Origin of the sequence: Paracoccus sp. (in: a-proteobacteria) (assembly GCF_030538495.1) — a bacterium.
Lineage (GTDB): Bacteria > Pseudomonadota > Alphaproteobacteria > Rhodobacterales > Rhodobacteraceae > Paracoccus.
The window spans coordinates 174,816-188,699 of the sequence record NZ_JAUNTW010000003.1 but is presented as its reverse complement, the minus strand read 5'-3'; the positions used below and the strand labels follow the sequence as shown (position 1 = coordinate 188,699).

The 13,884-nt window shown below is 65.2% G+C and carries 16 protein-coding genes; 11 read left to right on the top strand and 5 right to left on the bottom strand.

Annotated features, from left to right (window positions below):
• Positions 1-96 precede the first annotated feature (96 nt).
• Genes Q4G20_RS04090 through Q4G20_RS04050 form a run of 9 tightly spaced genes read left to right on the top strand, consistent with a single transcriptional unit; the run spans position 97 to position 6,881 of the window.
• Positions 97-1,347: a Na(+)-translocating NADH-quinone reductase subunit A gene (locus tag Q4G20_RS04090; protein WP_303342085.1), complete on the top strand. Its 1,251-nt coding sequence runs from the start codon at positions 97-99 to the stop codon at positions 1,345-1,347.
• Between the two features lies 1 nt (position 1,348).
• Positions 1,349-2,125 carry an RnfABCDGE type electron transport complex subunit D gene (locus tag Q4G20_RS04085; RefSeq protein WP_303342084.1) on the top strand — a complete coding sequence of 259 codons (777 nt, stop codon included), beginning with the start codon at positions 1,349-1,351 and terminating at the stop codon, positions 2,123-2,125.
• Positions 2,118-2,918: an FMN-binding protein gene (locus Q4G20_RS04080; RefSeq protein ID WP_303342083.1), complete on the top strand. Its 801-nt coding sequence runs from the start codon at positions 2,118-2,120 to the stop codon at positions 2,916-2,918. The genes Q4G20_RS04085 and Q4G20_RS04080 overlap by 8 nt, the downstream gene beginning before the upstream one ends.
• Before the next feature lies 1 nt (position 2,919).
• On the top strand, positions 2,920-3,576 hold the full coding sequence (locus Q4G20_RS04075; RefSeq protein ID WP_303342082.1) for an NADH:ubiquinone reductase (Na(+)-transporting) subunit D: 657 nt from the start codon (positions 2,920-2,922) through the stop codon (positions 3,574-3,576).
• Entirely contained in the window at positions 3,573-4,184 is a 612-nt protein-coding gene (locus Q4G20_RS04070; RefSeq protein ID WP_303342081.1) for an NADH:ubiquinone reductase (Na(+)-transporting) subunit E, read from the top strand. The genes Q4G20_RS04075 and Q4G20_RS04070 overlap by 4 nt, the downstream gene beginning before the upstream one ends.
• On the top strand, positions 4,181-5,401 hold the full coding sequence (nqrF, locus tag Q4G20_RS04065; RefSeq protein ID WP_303342080.1) for an NADH:ubiquinone reductase (Na(+)-transporting) subunit F: 1,221 nt from the start codon (positions 4,181-4,183) through the stop codon (positions 5,399-5,401). Before Q4G20_RS04070 ends, nqrF begins: the two co-directional genes overlap by 4 nt.
• 3 nt (positions 5,402-5,404) lie before the next feature.
• Entirely contained in the window at positions 5,405-6,337 is a 933-nt protein-coding gene (locus tag Q4G20_RS04060; protein ID WP_303342079.1) for an FAD:protein FMN transferase, read from the top strand.
• On the top strand, positions 6,334-6,498 hold the full coding sequence (locus Q4G20_RS04055) for a hypothetical protein (RefSeq protein ID WP_303342078.1): 165 nt from the start codon (positions 6,334-6,336) through the stop codon (positions 6,496-6,498). Before Q4G20_RS04060 ends, Q4G20_RS04055 begins: the two co-directional genes overlap by 4 nt.
• Positions 6,495-6,881 carry a CBS domain-containing protein gene (locus Q4G20_RS04050; RefSeq protein ID WP_303342077.1) on the top strand — a complete coding sequence of 129 codons (387 nt, stop codon included), beginning with the start codon at positions 6,495-6,497 and terminating at the stop codon, positions 6,879-6,881. The genes Q4G20_RS04055 and Q4G20_RS04050 overlap by 4 nt, the downstream gene beginning before the upstream one ends.
• On the opposite strand, the gene Q4G20_RS04045 is transcribed toward Q4G20_RS04050, so the two are convergent.
• The 4 genes from Q4G20_RS04045 to rimO are packed head-to-tail and all read right to left on the bottom strand — an operon-like array spanning position 6,878 to position 12,112.
• Positions 6,878-8,116 (bottom strand): DUF2254 domain-containing protein, encoded by a 1,239-nt coding sequence (locus Q4G20_RS04045; protein WP_303342076.1) that lies wholly within the window; start codon positions 8,114-8,116, stop codon positions 6,878-6,880. The genes Q4G20_RS04050 and Q4G20_RS04045 overlap by 4 nt on opposite strands.
• Before the next feature lie 56 nt (positions 8,117-8,172).
• Entirely contained in the window at positions 8,173-9,828 is a 1,656-nt protein-coding gene (gene ettA / locus Q4G20_RS04040; RefSeq protein ID WP_303342075.1) for an energy-dependent translational throttle protein EttA, read from the bottom strand.
• A 56-nt stretch (positions 9,829-9,884) separates the two neighbouring features.
• Entirely contained in the window at positions 9,885-10,748 is an 864-nt protein-coding gene (locus Q4G20_RS04035; RefSeq protein ID WP_303342074.1) for a sulfotransferase, read from the bottom strand.
• Entirely contained in the window at positions 10,745-12,112 is a 1,368-nt protein-coding gene (gene rimO, locus Q4G20_RS04030) for a 30S ribosomal protein S12 methylthiotransferase RimO (protein WP_303342073.1), read from the bottom strand. The genes Q4G20_RS04035 and rimO overlap by 4 nt, the downstream gene beginning before the upstream one ends.
• Positions 12,113-12,208: 96 nt before the next feature.
• On the opposite strand from rimO, the gene Q4G20_RS04025 reads away from it, so the two are divergent.
• Positions 12,209-12,529 carry a hypothetical protein gene (locus Q4G20_RS04025; protein ID WP_303342072.1) on the top strand — a complete coding sequence of 107 codons (321 nt, stop codon included), beginning with the start codon at positions 12,209-12,211 and terminating at the stop codon, positions 12,527-12,529.
• A 309-nt stretch (positions 12,530-12,838) separates the two neighbouring features.
• Here Q4G20_RS04025 and Q4G20_RS04020 read toward each other — a convergent pair whose 3' ends face one another.
• Positions 12,839-13,486, bottom strand: coding sequence for a DsbA family protein (locus Q4G20_RS04020; RefSeq protein WP_303342071.1), 648 nt, complete (start codon positions 13,484-13,486; stop codon positions 12,839-12,841).
• Between the two features lie 59 nt (positions 13,487-13,545).
• Here Q4G20_RS04020 and Q4G20_RS04015 point away from each other — a divergent pair, with 59 nt between their 5' ends.
• On the top strand, positions 13,546-13,860 hold the full coding sequence (locus Q4G20_RS04015; RefSeq protein WP_303342070.1) for an HNH endonuclease: 315 nt from the start codon (positions 13,546-13,548) through the stop codon (positions 13,858-13,860).
• The last annotated feature ends 24 nt before the right edge of the window (positions 13,861-13,884 follow it).

Genomic DNA, 13,884 nt, shown 5'->3' with positions numbered 1-13,884 from the left:
ACGGGCTGGGGTTCTGATAGCCTCAGCTTAGCCAAAGGGACATGCGGCGACAAGATTTTCCGCCCCCACCCCCCGACCAACCCAAAGGAGGCCGGAGTGTTACAGCCAATCCAACGCGGGATTTCCCTGCGAATCGGCGGGCCGGATTTGCCCGATATTGGCGCGGCATCCGTTGATATTCCCGAACATATCACCGACGAAACCGCCATCGGCGGCGGCTTTGGTCCCGATTTCCGCGTCGATCCGCAGGTGGGCGTGGGTGACATAGTGTCGCAGGGCGCGGCCTTGCTGACCGACCGACGCGATCCGCGCATCACGGTGACGGCCCCGGTCGCGGGTCGCGTGGCGCGTCTGGATTTGGGACCGGGGCGGCGCTTGGAACAGGTGGTGTTGTTCCACGACCCCGACGGCGGGCGGCGGGTGTTTGACACGACCGGCGCGGGGACCGTGGAGGGTTTGCGCGATCTGTTGCTGGCCTCCGGGCTGTGGACGGCGATTCAGACGCGGCCCGGCGGGCGGCTGGCGGACCCGGACATTGCGCCATCCGCCATTTTCATCGCGGCGGCGGACACGCGACCGGGCGCGGTGTCGCCCATGGTCGGGCTGTCCGCCGATGACCTGACCACGGGCATCGCGGCCCTGCGCCGGATGGGGCCGGTTTATGTGATCCATGACGGGATGGCCGCGCAATCCGATGTGACGATGATCCGTGCGGGCGCGATCCATCCCGGCGGCTTGGCGGGCTGGCATATCCACGCCCAGCACCCGGCATCCGCGACCCGCCGCGTCTGGGTGATGGATGCGCCGGACGTGGCGGCATTGGGCGCGTTGATCCGCAGCGGGCATTTGCCGCAAACGCGGGTGGTCGCCGTCACCGGGCCGGGGCTGTCGCAGGCGCGGCTGCTGCGCACGCAGGCCGGGGCCGATCTGCGCGCATTGGTGCAGGGCGCGATGACGCCGGGGCCGAAACGCATCCTGTCGGGGTCCGTGCTGGACGGAGTCGAAACGCGCCACCTGCGCCACGGCGACCGCCAAGTGACCGTGACCCTGCGCGACACCGCCCCCACGCGCGGGCATTGGTTCCGGGCGGCGCTGTCGCGGGCCTCGCGCCCTGTGCCGGTGATCCCGTCGGCGGCGGTCGATCAGGCGCTGCCCGCGACGGTTCCCGCCGTGCCGTTTCTGCGCGCCTTGGGGTCGGGCAATGACGAAGCCGCCATAGCTTTGGGCGCGCTGTCGCTGTCTGAGCCGGATCTGGCTCTGGTCGATTACGTCACCGGCGCGCGTCCCCGCTTTGCCGATTTGCTGCGCGGGGTGTTGGACCGCACCGGCGCAGAACAGGGGTTTTGACATGCAAGGCATCTGGAGCCGCGAAACAAACGCCCTGCTGCTGATCGCCACGGCCCTGCCGATGGCGGCGATGTGGCTGAGCTATGGCGGGGCTGATGCCGTGGGGCGGCTGATCTTTGTGCTGATCGTGGCGGGGCTGTGGCATGTGGTGTTTATGCTGGCCCGCGCGCAACCGCCGTCATTCGCAGGCGCGCTGACGGCGCTGTATATCGCGATGCTGGCCCCGGTTGGGCTGGGACCGGTGGCGCTGATCCTGTCGGTCAGTTTCGGCGTCGTCATGGCGGAACTGGTGTTCGGCGGCTGGGGGCGCAACATTCTGAACCCCGCAACGGTGACGCTGGCCTTTGTGGGCTTTGGCTTTCCGGCGGCGCCGTGGCCCGAACTGGCGGTGCCGGTGGGCTGGGCGGTCTGGCCTGCGGCGGCGATCGGGCTGTGGTTTGGGGTCATCAACTGGCGGCTGATCGCGGGGGCCGGGGTCGCGTGGGCGGTGCTGGCCGCGCTTGGCGTCACCGCGCCGGTCGCGGTCACGGCGGCGGCGGGGGTGGTGCTGGTCGGGCTGGTCGCGGATCCCGTCGCATCGGCCGCCACGCAACTGGGCCGCTGGCTGAATGGCGCGGTCTATGCGCTGCTGGTGGGGCTGTTTGCAACGCAATGGGCCGACGCCGCGCCGGTGCAACTGGCCGTATCGGCGGCGCTGCTGGCGTCACTGGCCGCACCGTTATTCGACGAAATCGCATTGGCAATCTGGCACGCACGACGGAGGAAACGCCTTGGCTGACCTGAACCCTGTGGCCGCGTGGCGGCGGATGCTGGCAGCCCCGAATGACAGCCGGGGCAAGACGATTGCGATGGCCTTTGTCGTGGCGACGATCTGCGCGGTGATGGTGACGGGGGCGACGGTCGTTCTGCGCCCGATCCAGACCGCGAACCGCGCCGCCGAACAGAACGCGCGGCTGGAACAACTGATCGCCACCATCCCCGGCATGACCGAGCTGTTGGCCCAATCCCCCGATGGCGCGCTGTCCACCGTGGTGATCGAGATTCCGCAAGGCCGCGCGCATCCCGAGGTGACGCCCGAAGGTCTGGACTCTGCCCTGCAAGACAACAGCAACTGGACCGGGCTAACGCCCGCGCAGGACACGGCGGGCATCGGATCGCGCCCCGATCTGACGCAGATTTACCTGCTGCGCGAAAACGACCGGGTGTCGCTGGTGATCCTGCCGATGGTCGGGGCGGGCTATAACGGGCCGATTCAGGCGATGCTGGCGCTGCGCGGCGATATGGCGACGATTGCCGGGCTGGCGATCACGCAGCAAGGGGAAACGCCGGGACTGGGCGCGCGGATCGAAGAACCCGCCTGGCTGTCGCAATTCCCCGGCACCCGCGCTGTGGCCAGCGACGGCACGTTGCGGTTTGCCGTCGCGCGCGGCCCGGCGTCCAACGAATACGAAGTTGACGGCATCACCGGCGCGACCCGCACATCGAACGCGATCACGCAGATGGTGCGGTTCTGGCTGGGACCGGATGGATATGGCCCGTTGATGGCGGCGATTCAGCGGGGGGATTTCTGACATGGCCCGCCTGTGGCAGACGCTGACCGAACCGCTGATCCGGCAAAACCCGGTCACGCTGCAAATCCTGGGGATTTGTTCGGCGCTTGCCGTCACCACATCGCTGACGACGGCGCTGACCATGTCGGCATCGCTGACGGCGGTTGTCGTCATGGCAGCGGTGATCATCAGCACGATCCGCCGCCACGTTCCGTCCACGATCCGGCTGATTGTGCAGATCATGATCATCGCGTCGCTGGTCATCGTGATCGACCAGATGTTGCAGGCGTGGCTCTATGACATCAGCCAGAGGCTGTCGGTCTTTGTCGCGCTGATTGCCACGAATTGTCTGGTGCTGGGGCGCACGGAATCCTTCGCGTTGCACAACCCGCCGCTGCCCTCGGCTGTGGATGCATTGGGCAGCGGGCTGGGCTATTCCCTGATCCTGGTCATCATCGGCAGCATCCGGGAATTGTTCGGGTCGGGGCGGCTGCTGGGCTGGCAGGTCTGGGCGACCGTGGATCAGGGTGGCTGGTTCACGCCGCTGAACCTGATGCTGCTGGCGCCGTCGGGGTTTTTCCTGCTGGGCGGGCTGGTCTGGGCGATCCGCAGCATCCACCCCGAACAGGTCGAACCGCGCGAATTCCCCCTGCCGCAACAGGATGAGTCCCGGCCATGACGGATCTGTTTTCGCTGTTCATCCGTGCGGCCTTTGTTGAAAACATGCCGCTGTCGCTGTTTCTGGGGCTTTGCACCTTTATCGCGCTGTCGCGGCAACCGGCGACGGCGGTCGGGCTGGGCGCGGCGGTTGTGTTGGTCATGGGCATCACCGTGCCGCTGAATCAGTTGATTTTCAGCATCTTTCTGGCGCCCGGCGCGTGGGGGTGGATGGGGCGGCCCGATCTGGACCTGTCTTATCTGGCGCTGTTTGCCTTTATCGGCGTGATCGCCGCGACGGTGCAGTTGCTGGAAATGCTGCTGGACCGTTACCTGCCCGCGATTCATGCGGCCTTTGGCGTGTTTCTGCCGCTGCTGGCGGTGCATTGCGCCATTCTGGCGGGCAGCCTGTTCATGGTGGAACGCCGCATGACCTTGCCCGAAAGCGCGGCCTTTGGTCTGGGCGGAGGCGTGGGCTTTGCCGTCGTCGTCATCATGCTGGCCGCGATCCGCAACCGGCTGGCCTATGCCGATTTGCCGGGGGGGCTGCGCGGGCTGGGGATCGCGTTTTTCCTGACCGGGATGATGTCGCTGGGCTTTGCCTCATTCGCGCAGATGGTGGCACCATGATCGAGATTGTTCTGGGCTTTGCCGTTCTGGTCACATTGGTGATGGCGCTGACGCTGGGCCTGTTGGCCGCGCGCCGCCGCCTGATCCCGCAGGGCGCGGTGACCGTCACCGTCAACGGCAGCACCGAATTGCCCGCCGCGCGCGGGGATAAGCTGTTGTCCGTGCTGCATAATGGCGGGCTGCCGATCCCGGCGGCCTGTGGCGGGTCCGGCACCTGCGGGCTGTGCCGCGTCACCGCCAGCGGGCCGGGTGCGGGGCAGGCGCAGGCCACCGAAAAAGGCATCCTGTCCGCCGCCGAACGCCGCGCGGGCGTGCGTCTGGCCTGTCAGATGACCCTGCGCGGGCCGGTCGATGTGCAGGTCGCGGGCGATGTGCTGGCCGCCGACAGCTTTGCCTGCCGGGTGGTCTCGAACGATATGCTGGCGCCCCTGATCCGCGAACTGGTGTTAGAGCTGCCGCAAGGCCAGCGGTTTGATTTCCGCGCGGGCGGATTTGCGCAACTGACCGCCCCGGCCTATCGTCTGGATTTTGCCGATTTTGACATCCCGCCCGAATATCGCACGGCGTGGGACGAATCCGGCTGGGCCGCGATCCGTGCGCACAGCGCCGTGCCGGTCAGCCGCGCCTATTCCATTGCCAGCCGGCCACAGGATGCGGGGCGGATCGTGTTCAACATCCGTCTGGCCGTCCCCCCGGCGGGCGAAGAAACCACCATCCCCCCCGGTCTGGTGTCGTCCTGGCTGTTCAGCCTGACCCCCGGCGATCAGGTGCAGGTCGCCGGACCCTTTGGCGAATTCCACGTGCAGCCCACCGAACGCGAGATGATCTTTATCGGCGGAGGCGTCGGCATGGCCCCCCTGCGCGCGATGATTCACGAACAGATCGGGCAGGGAACCGGGCGGAGGATGCGTTATTTCTATGGCGCGCGGACGGCGGGGGATTTGTTTTACAACGACGAATTCGACGCAATCGCGGCAGAGCATCCCAATTTCGAATGGGTCGCGGCGCTGACCGATCCCGCGCCGGGGGATCGCTGGACCGGGCAAACCGGCTTTATCCACGAAACCGTGCGCGACGCGCTGCGCCGCCATCCCGCGCCTGAAGATTGCGAATATTACCTGTGCGGCCCGCCGGTGATGATCTCGGCGGTGCTGGCCACGCTGGCGCGGTTGGGGGTCGAACCCCAGTCCATCTTTAACGACGATTTCGGAGCCTGACCCATGACCCACCTGACCCGACGGCATGTTATTGCGCTGACCGGCGCGGCGGTTCTGGCCCCTGCGGTGCTGCGCGCGGCCCCGGCGACACAGGCGCTGACGGGCGCGGCCTTTGGCACCGAATGGCGGCTGGTGCTGGGGCGCGCGGATGACCGGCTGCGCGCGCCGATTGCGGCGGAACTAAGCGTTATTGACGCGCAAATGTCGCCATGGCGGGGCGACAGCGTGATCGGGCGCATCAATCGCGGCGGCGCGGGGGGCCATGCGGTGCCGGACCAAACCGCGGGCGTCATCGCGGCGGCGCTGCGTCTGGCGGGGGACAGCGGCGGGGCCTTTGACCCGTCCATCGGGCCGTTGGTGGCGCAATGGGGGTTCGGTCCCATCACCGGGCGCGCGGGGCTGGAGGGGCTGACCGCCCACGGCGACCATGTGACCAAGGCGCGCGCGGACCAGACCATCGACCTGTGCGGTATTGCCAAGGGTCACGCCTTGGACCGCATCGCCGACCTGCTGATCGCGCGCGGTCACGCCGATTTCCTGCTGGATATGGGGGGCGAGGTGACGGCCCATGGCGCGCATCCATCGGGTCGGGCGTGGCAGGTCGGCGTTGAACATCCCCGCGACGGCATGGCCGAGGTGCTGACCCTGAACGGCCTCACGGTCGCCACATCCGGCGACCGTGTGAACGGGTTCAATCTGGGCGGGCGGCGCGTCAGCCATATCATCGACCCGCGCAGCGGCCAACCCACGGCGGGCGTGGCGCAGGTCTCGGTGGTGGCGCAGGACGGGATGACGGCGGATGGCTGGGCCACGGCGCTGATGGCGGCGGGGGCGCAGGGACCGGAACTGGCCGCCGCGCGCGGTTTGGATGCGTTGTTCATCAACGCCGACGGCACCCGCCACGCCACCCCCGGATTCGCGCGGCATCTGGCATGACGCAGCTTCTGATCGCCATTGTCATCATGGTGCTGGCCTGTGGCGGGCTGGCCTTGGGCCTGATGTTCGGGCGCGGCCCGGTCAAGACATCCTGCGGCGGGATGGAGTGCCTGCCCGGCCCCCGCTGCCACGACTGCCCCAATCGAAAGGACCGGCCATGAACACCATTGCCACCGTCATGCGGCGCGATTTCCTGCAATTGTCGCCCGCAACGCCCATCCGGGACGCAGCGGCGCAGCTGGTCGCATCCGGCCTGTCGGGCGCGCCGGTGCTGGATGACAGCGGCGCCTTGATCGGGATGCTGACGCAAAAGGATTGCTTTGCCCCCGCGCTGAAGGCCAGCTATTACCGGCAGTGGAGCGGCACGGTCGCCGACCAAATGAGCGGCGCGCCCCAGACCCTGCCCATTGACACCGATCTGGCGACAGCCGCGCAGGCGTTTCTGGATCACCCGCACCGGCTGTTCCCCGTGACCGATGGCGACCGTCTGGTCGGATTGTTGCGGCGCAGCGATCTGTTGGCGGCGTTGTTGGAATTGGGTTAACGCAGCAGGTCCAGTTCCCAGCCCTGCGTCAGATGCTTTTCCGCGCGCATCCGCGCCTGTTGCGCCACATCGCGCGCGGCATCGCCGCCGCCCATGGGTTCCAATGCGTCCAGACAATCCAGCAAGGTTTGCATCACCTCGGCCAGATTGGCGCCGTCGCGGGCGACGGGGGCGAAGAATTCGCGATACACCGTGGCCATGTCCAGCTCAGGCGCCAACACATGCGCGAAACGCGGCAGAGCGGCGGCGGGCGCGTGGGTCGGATCATCGGCCCCGTGCAGCGCGGTCAGAATCCGCGTCCCCGACCGCAGAACGCTGATCACCGTGCCGGGGTCGTTCACCATCGGCGGCAGCGCGCGCGTGGCGATTTCCGACAGCACGATCAGGCCATAACGCACATCCTGTTCAAAATCGCGATCCGTGCCGATGGTGAAGGCATCGCGCATTTTGTCCGTCACATCGTGGCAGGGCGCGGACAGCCGCAACAGCGGTTCACCATAATGCGCGTAATTCCCCGGCATCCGGCGGATTTCGACCGTCACCCCGGCCTGTTCCGCCAGATTGTTCAGCGTTTCCACGTCGATATGCTGGACATAGCCCGCCTGTTCATTCGCCAGCGGGATCGCGTCATCGCCCAAGCCATCCCCCACCGGGCGCGCGCCCAGCGTCGGGTTGTCGCGCATATAGCGGGCGGCGGCCACGGCCTCGGTCTCGACGCGGGCGATGATGTCGCCGATGCGGCCATATTGGCTGAGGTGATGGACCCAACGCAGCAACGCCCAGGCGATCAGGATAATCACCCCCAGCGTGGCGATGAACAGGAAGGGGCGGCCCGCGTCTTCATACGCGCCGGCGGCCAGCCCGATAATGCCGACGATGGCGAACATGAACGCGCCGATAAACACCGCCACGGCGGTTTGCGCGGTCGGATCGGCGGCCAGCAGGCGCGTGGCGCGCGGCGTGGCACCCCCGGCGGCGGCGCCATAGGCCGTCACGATGATCGACACCGAAAACGTCGCGACCGGCAACATCGCCGTCGCCACCACATTCAACAGCGAATCCACCGACCCCGAGGCCGGTTGAATCGGCATATCCCATGGCAGCATCGGCGACAGCCACGCGGTCAGCAACGCCAAAGCCACCCCGCCGACGCTGAACAACGTGACCCGCACACCGATGGATTTCATCGGTTCACGCAGGCGATATGACCAGCGGTTTTGTTCCGTGCGGCGCATGGTGTGGCCCCCCTTACCCCTTAAAAAAACGGGCGCTTTATGCGCCCGTTCCAACATTACCGCGTAAATTTCTTATATTTCACGCGCTTGGGTTCCACGGCATCGGGGCCGAGGCGGCGGATTTTGTCGGCCTCATATGCCTCGAAGTTGCCTTCGAACCATTCGACATGGGCATCGCCTTCAAACGCCAGAATATGCGTGCAAAGACGGTCAAGGAAGAAACGGTCGTGCGAAATGATGACCGCGCAGCCGGCGAAATCTTCCAGTGCGGCTTCAAGCGCCTGCAAGGTTTCCACGTCCAGATCGTTGGTCGGTTCGTCCAGCAGCAGCACATTGCCGCCCGATTTCAACAACTTGGCCATGTGAACGCGGTTGCGTTCCCCGCCCGACAACTGGCCGACCTTTTTCTGCTGATCGCCGCCTTTGAAGTTAAACGCCGAACAATAGGCGCGGCTGTTCATCTGCGCATCGCCCAGAACGATCTGTTCCGCCCCGCCCGAGATTTCTTCCCACACCGTTTTATTCGCGTCCAAAGCGTCGCGCGACTGATCGACATAGGACAGTTGCACCGTATCCCCGAACGCGATGTCGCCGTCATCGGGGGTTTCGTTGCCGGTCAGCATCCGGAACAGCGTCGATTTGCCCGCGCCGTTGGGACCAATGACGCCGACAATGCCGCCGGGGGGCAGGGCGAAATCCAGCCCTTCGATCAACAGCTTATCGCCCATGGCTTTTTTCAGGCCCGTCACCTCGATCACGCGGTTGCCCAGACGTTCGCCGTTGGGAATGATGATCTGGGCGCGGGACAGCTTTTCACGTTCGGACTGGCTGGCCATTTCGTTATAGGCGTTGATCCGGGCCTTTTGTTTGGCCTGACGGGCCTTGGCACCGGCGCGGATCCATTCCAGTTCGCGTTCCAGCGTTTTCTGTTTCGCCTTATCTTCGCGGGCTTCCTGTTCCAGACGCTTGGCCTTTTGTTCCAGCCATGCGGAATAGTTGCCTTCGTAAGGGATGCCGCGGCCGCGATCCAATTCCAGAATCCAGCCGGTGATGTCGTCCAGGAAATAACGGTCGTGGGTGACGCACAGGATGGTGCCGGGATATTCGATCAGGTGCTTTTGCAGCCAGGCGATCGTTTCGGCGTCAAGGTGGTTGGTCGGTTCGTCCAACAGCAGCATATCCGGCGCTTCCAGCAGCAGCTTGCACAGGGCGACGCGGCGGCGTTCCCCGCCCGACAGGCTGTCAACATTGGCGTCGTCAGGCGGGCAGCGCAGCGCCTCCATAGCGATGTCGATCTGGCTGTCCAGATCCCACAGGTTTTGCGCGTCGATTTCGTCCTGCAACGCGGCCATTTCGTCAGCGGTTTCATCGCTGTAGTTCATGGCCAGTTCGTTGTAACGATCCAGTTTCGCCTTTTTCGCGGCCACGCCCAGCATGACATTGCCGCGCACATCCAGCGACGAATCCAGTTCGGGTTCCTGCGGCAGATAGCCGACGGTCGCGCCTTTGGCGGCCCATGCCTCGCCGGTGAAGTCCTTATCCCAGCCCGCCATGACGCGCAGCAGCGTGGATTTACCCGCACCGTTGACGCCCACAACGCCGATTTTGACGCCGGGCAGGAAATTCAGGCGGATGTTTTCAAACACCTTTTTCCCGCCGGGATAGGTTTTGGACACGCCGTCCATGTGATACACAAATTGATAGGCCGCCATCGGAATCTCCTGCAAAGTTGGCCGACATATAGGTGATGCGGGCGCGCGTTAAAAGGCTAACGGGTGGCGTCCGCAAAGGCCGCGCCAAATTCAGTGCGCAAAAAGTCATATTGCGGCGCCAGACGGGCGGCCAGTGCGGCGCGCGCCTGCGGCGGCGGCTCCAGCCCCGGCGGGGTCGCAAACACCCGCCGCCACAGCGCGTCATAGCGGGCGCGCCCGATGCCCAGATGCTGCTCGACCCGCTCCATCAGCGCGAAGGGATCCGACCGGATCTGACCATAGGGCAGGATCAACAACTGATCCGGCCCGAAAAACCGCCGCCAGCGGGGAACATAGGTCGCGTAATCGCCGCGTTCCTCCAGCACGGGATTTTCGACCTCGGCCAGCCAGTCGTCCAGCGTTTCGGGGTTGCGTTTTTCGCGCCGCAAATTCATCCGCAACTGCGACACCGCGCGATCGACAGGGTCGCGGATCAGATAGATCACCTTCACATTTGGCAGAAATTTCGACACAAATTCAACGCCTTCTTCGGGAAGGGTCGAATATTCGGGCGATATGTCCATCGGCTTGGCCTGCGCCGGGGCCGGGGCGAAGATTTTCTTATACCAGTGGTTCGTGCCGCGCTGTTTGGATGTGGATGTGGCGGTCAGATAGGCGTCCATGGCGGGCGGGATGATCTGTTTGCGGCGAACATAGCCCGCCCGGATTTCCCCCGGCTTGTTGCGGAAATGCCAGTCAATCCAATAGCGATGCCCGGGGATAAAGCGATAGTTAAAGAACTGAACCTCTTTATACGGCGGGTTCCAGATCTGCGGGTGGTCGTTCAGCACCTGCGCCAGCCACGAGGTGCCGGCCTTTTGCGCGCCAATGCACAGAACAGAGGGTTTGCGCGGCTGGCCCGCAATGTCCCACGCGGTCAAGCCAACTGCCCCCACAGATCGTATTCGCCGGCCTCGTCCACCGTCACGGTCACGATGTCGCCGGGGGTCAGGCCCTCGAACCCGTCGTCGATGAACAGGTTGCCGTCGATTTCGGGGGCGTCGGCCATGGTGCGGCAGGTCGCGCCCTGATCGTCCACCTGATCGACGATGACCTGTTGCGTGGTGCCGACCTTGGCCGCCAGTTTGGATTCGGAAATGGCCTGCGCTTTGGCCATAAAGCGGTCCCAGCGGTCTTGTTTCACGTCATCGGGGACGTGATCCGGCAGGTCATTGGCGCGCGCACCTGCGACGTTTTCGTATTGGAAACAGCCCACGCGGTCCAGTTGCGCCTCGTCCAGCCAATCCAGCAGAGTTTGGAATTCAGCTTCGGTTTCGCCCGGATAGCCGACGATAAAGGTCGACCGCAGCGTGATGTCCGGGCAGGCCGCGCGCCATGCCGCGATTTCATCCAGCGTTTTCGCCGCCGCCGCAGGCCGGGCCATCCGGCGCAGCGTGTCAGGATGCGCATGTTGGAACGGAATATCCAGATAAGGCAGGATCAGCCCGTCCGCCATCAGCGGGATCAGGTCGCGCACATGCGGATAGGGATAGACATAATGCAGCCGCACCCACGCACCCAATGACCCCAGATCGCGCGCCAGATCGGTGATATGCGCGCGGTGATCGCGTTCCGTCGCATGTTTCAGATCCACCCCATAGGCCGAGGTATCCTGCGAAATCACCAGCAATTCGCGGGTCCCGGCGGCGACCAGACGTTCGGCCTCGCGCACAACCGCATGGGCGGGGCGGCTGACCAGCTTTCCGCGCATATCAGGGATGATGCAGAATTTGCAGTGATGGTTGCAGCCTTCGGAAATCTTGAGATAGGCGTAATGGCGCGGCGTCAGGCGCACACCGGACGCGGGCAGCAGGTCGATAAACGGATCGGGCTGCGGCGGCACAGCGGCGTGAACCGCGTCCAGCACCTGTTCATATTGATGCGGCCCGGTGACGGCCAGAACGCGGGGATGCGCGCCGGTGATGTAATCGGGTTCCGCGCCCAGACAGCCGGTGACGATCACGCGGCCATTTTCAGTCAGGGCTTCGCCAATCGCTTCAAGGCTTTCGGCCTTGGCGCTGTCCAGAAATCCGCAGGTGTTGACAATCACCGCATCGGCTCCGGCATAATCGGGGCTGATGGCGTAGCCTTCGGCGCGAAGGCGCGTCAGGATGCGTTCGCTGTCCACCAAGGCTTTGGGGCAGCCAAGGCTGACCATGCCAATGGTGGGCTGTCCGGCGCGGCGGTCATCGGGAACGCTGGCGCGGGCAAGGTCGGGGCGGATCAGGGGCGGGTTCTGGGTCATGGCCTGCCTATACTGTGGCGTGAGGGCGTTGTTAAGCCTTGGCGTGCATTGTAGGTTGGGCGTGACCGGGTTCGGTTTCATGAAAAGGGGGCGCAGATGCGGCGGGTGATCGTTGCTTTATGTTCGATGGTCGCGCTGACGGGCTGCGACAGCCCCGCCGATGCGGATCAGGTGCAGGTGTTCCGCAGCTTGGGAACCCTGCAATGCGTGCCGGATGCGGGGGCCTTGGACCGGCTGCGTCATGACCTGACGGCGGCGGGCGTGACGGTTCTGGATGCGCGGCTGGATGATGACGGGATGATGCGCATCGCCCTGTGCGGGTCGCCGGACGGACGGATCGCGGTGTTCACCATTCCGGCAGCCCAGCTAAAGACAGCACAGGCCGCAGGGTTTCAGCCGCATCACGACGTGCGCTAGGGTTAGAACGCCGCGTTGAGGGCGAACCAATATGTCGCGATTGAGGCAACCGAGCAGGGGGGCTGTCTGCCCCCCGCCGCGTTCCGCGGCTCCCCCCGAGGATATTTTTGCACAGAAGATAAAGGTCGGCAGGTCCTTATCTTCTGTGCAAAAATATCCTCAGGGGGTGAATTGGCCGCAAGGCCAAGAGGGGGCGCGAGCGCCCCCTTGCGCCGCCCGTTGCCGCGAGACTGGGACGTGATTGTCCCATACGGGAGGATCCTCTTGCCGTGTCTGGCACCGGCTTTTCGTTAGTCAGGCTCGCCCCCGTCACCCCACCCCTAACGCCGCGCGCGCGCGTTTGACCAATTCGCGCATCTCATCCAGCGACAGCGCGCCGAACGCGGCTTCGTCGCCTGCGATAAAGGTGGGGGTGCCCATCAGGCCCATATGTTCCGCCAGCAGGTGACTGCTGGAGATGTGGCGTTCCACGGCGTCGGATTGCATGTCGGTGCGCAGTTTTGCCTCATCCAGCCCCACGGCGCGGGCGGTGCGCATGACGCTGGTTTCATCCGCGCGGCCTCGGGCGTTGAACAGGGCGGTGTGGAATTGCCAGTATTTCCCCTGTTGCAGCGATGCCAGCGATGCGCGGGCGGCGAAATCCGACCCCGGCCCAAACACCGGCCATTCGCGATAGACCACCCGCAGCGCCGGGTCCGACGAAATCAACTGCTGCATCACCGGCACCATGCGGCGGCAGAACGAACAGTTGTAATCGAAAAATTCGGTCAGGGTGATGTTGCCGTTCGGGTTGCCCAGAACCGGCGCGGTCGGGTCGCGTTCCAAGGCGCGGCGCAGATCGTCGGGCATCGGGTTGGCGCGCGGGGTCTGCGCGACGGCGGGCAGGGTGGTGGCGGGCAGGGCGGCAACCGCGCCAAGGGCGGCCGCGCGGGCCATTACGGAACGGCGATTCATCATGGCTTGTCCTTTCGGCGGGGTGGGGTCATATCACCCTGACCTAACCCACAGACGGACCGATGCGCAAACCGCGATATGACGATCCCCCGGTCACGATGCCGTCAGACCCGGTCTGTCCGCTCTGCCTGCGTCCGATCCCGCCCGATGTGCCGCAAAGCCGCCATCACCTGATCCCCAAACTGCGCGGCGGCAAAGGCGGGCCAACCGTGTTGCTGCACCATATTTGCCATAAAACCATCCATAAAACGATTCGCGAAACCGATCTGGCGCGGCATTTCAACACGCCCGAGGCGCTGCGCGCCCATCCCGATCTGGCGCGGTTTACCCAATGGATCGCGCGGCGTCCGGCGTCCTTTACGGGGCGGGTGCGTTAGGGTGTCGCGGCAATGGGGCAGCAT